The sequence below is a fragment of the Rhizobium sp. P2_G9 genome, from assembly GCF_056403475.1.
In genome coordinates, this window is the sequence record NZ_JBFUFK010000101.1 from 1 (window position 1) to 7,613 (window position 7,613).

6 protein-coding genes and 1 pseudogene are annotated in these 7,613 nt (G+C 56.0%); 6 read left to right on the top strand and 1 reads right to left on the bottom strand.

Annotation, left to right across the window (positions count from 1 at the left end; genetic code table 11):
- A pseudogene (locus AC1DYF_RS39695) lies at positions 1-137 on the top strand (IS5/IS1182 family transposase); the annotation flags it as partial.
- Between the two features lie 529 nt (positions 138-666).
- Positions 667-1,008: a KTSC domain-containing protein gene (locus AC1DYF_RS39700; RefSeq protein WP_477884372.1), complete on the top strand. Its 342-nt coding sequence runs from the start codon at positions 667-669 to the stop codon at positions 1,006-1,008.
- 271 nt (positions 1,009-1,279) lie between these two features.
- Here the strand turns inward: AC1DYF_RS39700 and AC1DYF_RS39705 are convergent, their stop codons facing one another.
- On the bottom strand, positions 1,280-1,984 hold the full coding sequence (locus AC1DYF_RS39705; RefSeq protein ID WP_477884374.1) for a sugar transferase: 705 nt from the start codon (positions 1,982-1,984) through the stop codon (positions 1,280-1,282).
- A 468-nt stretch (positions 1,985-2,452) separates the two neighbouring features.
- On the opposite strand from AC1DYF_RS39705, the gene AC1DYF_RS39710 reads away from it, so the two are divergent.
- From AC1DYF_RS39710 to AC1DYF_RS39725, 4 genes are all read left to right on the top strand, one after another.
- Entirely contained in the window at positions 2,453-3,961 is a 1,509-nt protein-coding gene (locus AC1DYF_RS39710) for an O-antigen ligase family protein (RefSeq protein ID WP_477884376.1), read from the top strand.
- Between the two features lie 394 nt (positions 3,962-4,355).
- On the top strand, positions 4,356-5,591 hold the full coding sequence (locus AC1DYF_RS39715; protein WP_477884380.1) for a polysaccharide biosynthesis/export family protein: 1,236 nt from the start codon (positions 4,356-4,358) through the stop codon (positions 5,589-5,591).
- Positions 5,592-5,878: 287 nt separating this feature from the next.
- Positions 5,879-6,664, top strand: a complete 786-nt coding sequence (locus AC1DYF_RS39720) for a hypothetical protein (RefSeq protein WP_477884378.1) — start codon at positions 5,879-5,881, stop codon at positions 6,662-6,664.
- A gap of 146 nt (positions 6,665-6,810) precedes the next feature.
- Entirely contained in the window at positions 6,811-7,470 is a 660-nt protein-coding gene (locus tag AC1DYF_RS39725; protein ID WP_477884379.1) for a hypothetical protein, read from the top strand.
- Positions 7,471-7,613 lie beyond the last annotated feature (143 nt).

Here is a 7,613-nt window from a genome sequence, read left to right on the forward strand (position 1 = left end):
AAAGAAATCTCGTCGAACGCTTCTTCAATAAGCTCAAACAATATCGAGCTATGGCAACACGTTACGACAAGAACCCAGCCAATTTCCTTGCCGCCGCCAAAATCATTGCTACCCGCATCTGGATCAACGCGTTATGAGTCTACGGCCTAAAAACAAGGGCAGAATAGAAAGGCAGGCAGTCCAGATCGCGTATTGCGCAAGTCGCCATGAGGCCTGTCAGCACGCGGTCTGAGCACTCCTCGGTTTCGGGAGAACGGCATGCGCAAAGGCGAAGAGGTAAGATAAAGCGCGCGACTTGGCTTCGTACATATGCGAAGCACGCTACGCGCTATCGGCTGGCAGGCTCCTCGTTTCACGTCAAGTAGGGGCTTTTTACCCTGCGGGGCACAATATTGTGCGTTGCAATGTCGCCTTATTTAGGCTTTACCTAACCATGTTCGGTCCGATCGCCTCACACGGGAGAGCAGTCGATTCGAACGGCCTAAGTGCCGGACCACGACAGCTTTCGAGGCTGCCTCATCGGAGAATGAGCGCGCCTAAGTCATGGTCGGATGCCAGTATCATGGGAGGTTTTTTTGAACAGGCCGCTGGGATGGTGTCCTAGCGTGTCAAGATGCGACCTAAATATGCTCAGACCAAGTCTGGCTGTATAACAAGGAGCTCGTGATGGAGTGTGTACAGATCCGATCGAATCTTATTGCCTCGGCCGCGTACTACAGGAGCACTCAGAGATTATGTGTCTGGTTCCATTCCGGTTCTTCGGTCTGGCATGAAAATGTACCGGATGGCGTATTTAAGAACCTCCATGAAGCAGAGTCGCCCGGCATATATTACACGAACTATATTCGGCGACATGCCGTGAAAGAGCCGAAGAAGCGCCGCAGCTTCGGCACGTTGACGAAATCGCTCGCCTTCGCATCAATGCTTCTCGCCGCATCTGGTGCCCTATATGCGGGATCGAATTCACATCAGGCTGCTTCTGCCGAAACGCGACAGCAGCTTGACTGAGGGAATTCAGGCCAACTGGGATGGCGCCGACAGGGACTGAAGTCCGCGGATGTCCGGTCACCAGAGGTCCTACTGGATAGATAAAAGCGCGGCATCTCCATGCCGCGCTTTTTTTGTTCAGGACTTTTTCCAGAGCCGTGTCAGCGACGCAGCACTCAGTCACGTTTCGCGCCGCTCAAGCAGGCAAGAGCGGTGCGTGCAGTGGTGTAGTGGTTCGACACGTCGTTGCTGGTATGTTTATCGCTCGGGAGGATTGCCGAGCGCCTCGCCTTCAAAAGGCGGAACTGTTGAACAGTTCGTTGGTAATCGTGCCGAAGATGATCTTGATGTCCAACCACAGCGAAAAGTTCTCGACGTAGCGCAGATCTGCAGCGATACGCGCCCGCGATTTTGTGGTCGTATCGGTGGGGCCCCGCCAGCCGCGCATTTGCGCCAGTCCGGTAATTCCAGGCCGCATAAGATGGCGCCAGTGATAGTGAGGCACGAGTTCTTCGTACAACATGCCCGCTGCCTTCATGCCGACGGCATGGCATCGCGGCCCGACCAGGGACATATCCCCCTTCAGCACGTTGAACAGTTGCGGCAACTCGTCGACACTGKTCTTGCGAAGGAACGCACCAACCCGCGTGATGCGCGCGTCTCCGGCGACAGTCTGCTGCACGCCCGACCTGTCTCCCTTGTCGTTGAACATCGACCGGAACTTATAGACGGTGMTCAGTCTGCCGCCCTGGCCCCAGCGCGTCTGCCGGAAAATCGCAGGTCCGGGGCTTTCGAGCTTGATCAGCAGAGCGCATGTCGCGAGGAACGGCGCAAGAGCCACGAGCGCGGCGCCGGAAACCACAATATCCAGCAGCCGCTTCAGGATCAGCTGGCTTTTTCGGGAAAAATTCCCTTGCGCAGCATTCTCGGTCGAAAGAACTTCGAGAAAGCTGAGGGTTCCTTCCAGATGAGGCATTCGTATCCCCTTCGAGTTCATTGATGGCGACGAGCATGGTCAATATTCGCAGGTGCGAACAATTTAAATTAAACTGACGGAAATTTCCAGTACGATCTGCCGCATATAGTCAATTGATGTGACGAATTATGGCAACGTGTTGAAATAAAAAGAAATTTTGTTAGATTTCGAATTGGCGTATCGGCGACCCGGCGAGGAGGAATGGTCTTGAAAGCGTCCAAGCCGAAGGTCCGCACTGTGCTCGAAAATGACAAAAATGTTAAAGTTTGCTGCACTGCGGTATGAAATGTGTATCCGATCAGAGCATTTGAGACCACTGCTGTTAATACAGAAGATACCGTGAAAAGCATTGCGTTGCCGCCGCATGGCAGACGCCGCTCATTGTTCTTGCCGTCTATCATAAGCGAGCTGTGCGCAAGCTGTTCTCGCGCTGGTAAATTGGATCGATTGGCTTTAATACATCGCCCGAATACGCCCAGGATACGAACAATGGTATCGGACTACCGTCGCTTGAGTGCTGATCCATCCCGTGGAGAATCGATCTCTACGGGCAGATCGTTTGTACCGAATTTCCTTCGCTGGGTCTTATATTTCGCACTCTTCCTCATCTTGCTGCCATCAGGCTCCGTCAATTTCGTTCAGTTGCACCATATAGCCATCGTCATCTACGGTCTGGCGGCTGTGGCTGCCATTCTCGCCCCTCTGTCGTCGGTGGTGAAAGTTCCTTTGTGGACAGCGATTGCCGTCGCAACACTGCTTATTGTTTGGACAGGTGTTCAGACAATCGATCTTGGCGGGATGTCATTGGTGAACCCGCTTTGGGGCGACGTGCAGGCAATCTATGGTGAAAGTCAGAGCTACATCTCAGTTGCGCCCGGTGATTCGCGCGCGGCACTGATTGCGGCGCTGTTGCCCTTTGCCGTCTTCGTTTCGGCGCTTCTCCTATGCAGCAGTGACTACGCTGCGTTTAATCTCATCCGGGCGATCACGGCGACGGGGATTGCCATCACGATATTCGGCCTTTTGCAGTTCTACCTCGCGCCGAATATGCTGATGTTCGACGAGAAGAAATTTTACCTCCATGACCTGACAACGGTATTCGTCAATCGTAACACCGCGGCCACCTATCTGGGCTTGATCCTGATTCTCACGATCGGCCTCGCATATCATTATGTCCAGGCGGCAGGTTTCAGGAGTTTTGTCGCGTGGCTTCTAAAGGCGCCGAGCCGCACCCGGACCAAGGACGCGTTTCTTGCAATTGCGCTCCTGATCGCCGCAGGGTTCGAATTTGCAGCCCTCATATTGACCCAGTCGCGAGGCGGGGCAGCGTCGACATTCGTTTCCATTCTGCTGCTGGTCATCATTCTCGGTCTGTCAGAGGGTGTGACAGGTCGGTCGCGGACGAGCCAGCAGGCATCCACCGGAAGGCTCGTCAGACTGCTCTACCTGCTGGCCGTCGTCGGTGGGCTCCTGATGCTGGTTCTTCTATTCACCGGCGTTCTTATGTTCCGCACGCTGACGCTCGGCGGGGATGATCTGCGGTTCTGCTTCTTTCCAAGCCTCCTCGTAATGGCGCAACACTTCTGGCCGACCGGCGCCGGTCTTGGGACTTTCGCGGACGTCTACCCTGCCTTCCGCAATCCGGCCTGCGGCATGGACGGAGTGCTTCTCCTGGCGCATAATTTTTACCTGGAAGGCGTGATCACCGTCGGCCTTCCCTTTGTCGTCATGCTTCTGGCGGTGGTTGGTACATTGCTTGTCATCCTCGTGAAGGGCGTGCGCATACGAAGACGCCTGCGCTGGATTCCGGCGTCGGGCCTTGCCGTGCTGCTGCTGCAACTGGTCCACAATACGGTTGACTTCTCGATACAAAATCCCGGCGTAGCGGCGGTGTTCGCTGCATTCATRGGCGCCGTGGTCGCGGTGTCCTTTGGTCATCAACGCGGAGCAGGGGATTATGCAAAACCGCCGACCCGACAATGGACGCAATCGAGGTGAAGCATTTGTTTACCAGTTTTCGTAAAGGGGCGTCGCCGCAAGGCGGTTTGGAAGTTCTCTCCCGCCTGCTGTAATTGTTTCGTAATCGGTGTTGCAGCAGGGTAAACGCGGACGATGGGATTAGACTGTCTATGTTCAGGGTTTTTTCGGATAATACTTCGAGCGCGCGCACGCCTCGCGGTATAGGCCGGGGTAATTCACGATCGGATAAGCGGGCTGAGCTTCCGACGCTTGGTGATGAAAAAGCAAGCCGAATGAAGACGTTGCATTCCTGCAACAGGCTGCCGATTTGTGATGAGGCCTTTCGGCAGTTAACCATCTTTTACTATCGTCACAAAATGAGTCATATGCAACGAAGTCTGCAGAAATTCGAAGGGAACGGGCTGTGTATGATATGCGACAAACTCTTTCGGGGCGCAGCCGTATGATCAAGTTTTACCTGAGGTGCTCCGTTGCAGTTGCGGCGTCGGTCGCCATGACGTCATGCACCGTGCTGCCCACCTCCGGGCCGGCGCATCGAGCCATCGAGCGTCAGGCAACCACCAAGTTTACCGCGCTGAACAAGAAGGTCGGCATCGATTATGCACTGGTCGATATCACAAAGCAGGTCGCGACCTATTTCGATTATTCGATCCTGAATTCGCTTGAGAAGGGCTTCGGTGGCGGCAGGGGTAGTGCGCCGCTCACGCCGCTCGGGATCGGTGACGTGGTTGAGGTTACGATCTTCGAAGCGCAGGCCGGTGGCCTCTTCATCCCTGACGATGCGGGAGCTCGTCCCGGCAACTACATTACGCTGCCGGCACAGACGGTCGACAGGAATGGAACGATTTCCGTTCCCTATGCGGGCGCGATCCGGGCCGCGGGTCGCCCCGTTGGCGAAGTTCAGACCGATATCGAAAAGCGCCTTGCCAACCGCGCTATCGAACCCCAGGTGGTCATCACCACGACCGCCAGCCGATCGACCAATATCTCCGTGCTTGGCGACGTCAACGCCCCGGCACAACTTGAACTCAGCCCTGCCGGCGAGCGCGTCTTGGATGTCATCGCTCGTGCGGGCGGTCTGACTGCTTCCCAGTACGAAACCTATGTAACGGTTGAACGTCACGGCCGCGAGGGAACGGTTCTTTTCCGCACTCTGATCGACAATCCCCGCGAAAACATCTTCGTCCATCCCGGCGATACCGTTTACGTCAACCGCGAGCGTCGCACCTATCTGGTGTTTGGCGCGACGCAGCAGGCTGGGCGTATCGACTTTGACGACTCGAACCTGACCTTGGGAGAGGCGATCGCAAAAACCGGTGGCCTGGTCGACGAGCGTGCCGATCCGGCGCAGGTTTTCCTTTATCGCATGGTGCCGCGTGAGACCCTGGCCAAGATGGGCGTGGATGTGAGCCACTTTACCGGCGTCGCGGTTCCTACGGTTTTCAAGGCAAATATGCGTGACCCGGCGATATTCTTCGCGATCCAGCAGTTCAAGATGAAGGACAAGGACATCATCTACGTCGGCAATGCCGACGCGGTCGAGTTCACCAAGTTCCTGAACCTTGTCTACAACACTTCGGTGACCGCCGCCGCGGTGCCCGAAAATGCGGACAGCGCCAAAAATGCCATCGAGGATTTGGGCAATTAACGCGTAAGCCGCAAGCAGCAACGCTTCGAACATCTCGATCTGATACGCAGCTGTTCCGCAGGGGCTCGCCCCTGCGTAACAGCTGAGTACATTCGTCCATGCGTGTCCGGTAACCGTTGGCGCTGGCGGCCGCTAAGCTGGTCGAGATCGACAGCTTTTGCTCGCGGGTTCTTACCTGCCCGTCTTCTATACTCTGTCTGATGTCTCATTTGTGGACATCTGTCCCACTCGGGATCGCTGCTTTATCTGCGATATCTCTAAAATACACCCAACCACGTCGATTCCTGATGTTTTTCCATGCAGGCACGCTGTCGCGTAAACTATATTTTTCGATGGTTTGGCGGCAATATTGTGGGGTCGATAGGAATATGTTAAGCATAAACAACGTAAACGATGTGTCGGAAATGAGACTGGCGATGTTAAAAAAATACTACGTTCCTGGTGTAGCGTTCGTTCTTGGCGCGTTTTGTTCAGTCGCGTTTGCCGGCACCGCGGCAGCCGAGCAGTCGTCCAAACCCGTCAAGGCAGTCGTCTGCCTTGCGCCGGCGAAGAAGCTTTCAGACGCCGACATAAGTGCGTTCCTGAATGCGCCGGGGTCTCTCCTGACTGACAACGAAGCAGGCGGTTTGCCCCTCATCACCCGTGTGCGCGAGCTTGCCGAGTCAAGCAGCGACACGTTTGCAAAACTCAGCGCATTGACCAAGACTGCCAATGGTCTCCAGCGCGCGGCGATTGCAGCGGGCCTTGCCAATGTCGTCCACGACTGCGGCCTGATCGGCGGTGACGACGCACAGAACTATGTGCTCTCCATCCAGACATTCGTGGCTGGTTTCGGTGATCCGGCATTTGCTTCGACCTTCCAGACGGCCTCCAAGGAGATCAACGTCGCATCTGTCGGTCCGGGCGCTGGGCCAGGATCTCTCGGGGGAGGCGACACGTCCACAGGTCAGGACCCGAAAAACACCAACACCTATCATGCGAAGGATGGCCCGTTGCCGACGACAACAGGAACCTATTCGTTCGGTTCCACCAATCCGTTCAGCGGCACCGCGGACATCCTGAGCCCGATCTAAAGCTTTCAATCGCTTGGCCCATCTGGTAGCAAACTGATATTGCAGTCAGATGGGCTTGCCGCGTGTCACCGGAACCAATGCCGAGACAACATCTTGCGAACGACCAGCCGCGATCGGCTTTTTCCTTACGCCTCGCCGCAGGAATAATGCTGCCGCGCTGGTTTGCGGCTTGTGTGTTTGCTGCATTCGCGGTCTATGCCGTGAATTTGAGCGTGCAAGACGAACGGCACGGGGTGATGCTCGCGGTCGCAGCAGCCTTCGACTTTGGAACGACAGTGCCTCCGGCGGTATTGAAAACGCAGGCGGACTCTATCCTCGCCGAATCGTTCGACGTGGATTGCCGAGGGGACATCCTGCGGCCGGCGCTGACGATCCTGCTGCACCGGCTTGATAGTTTGAATATCGTTCGCGACTATGACGAATGGGCCAACGTCCATATGGCCGTGGAATCATTCACCCAGCGGATGATTCGATGCCGGCCCGCCGATGGCAATGCCTGGCTGCGGGAAGCGGTCATCTCAAGCCATATTGCGGAGGATGCGCCGAGTCTCAAGCAAAAGCTTACACTCGCTCAGGCGCTCATGCCCTATGAAGCCGAACAAGTCATAGCCCGCGTGACCTTTATGAAGGGGCTGTCGCCCTATGCCCTGGTCGTCTGTGGCGATATCGCTCGCGCGGATATCGAGGCCATTCTGCGCTACGGCAGCGAGCGCCTGCAGGCGGCCCTGAGCGGCAACAACATGTCCGCAAGTTTTGCCGTGTTGGTTGACAGTGTTCGGTCGAAAGTCAAGCAACCGTCCAGCTAGTACCTCTGCACAGAGGATTTGACGGTTTGGTTTGGCTGCAATGTTGGCAGGCAGTTGTGGTGGATGAGTAGTTCGACACTGCGTGCGATGCGTGGCTGCCTGCGGATCAGGCCGTTGCTTTCGAGCGTGAGCAGCATCTGGTG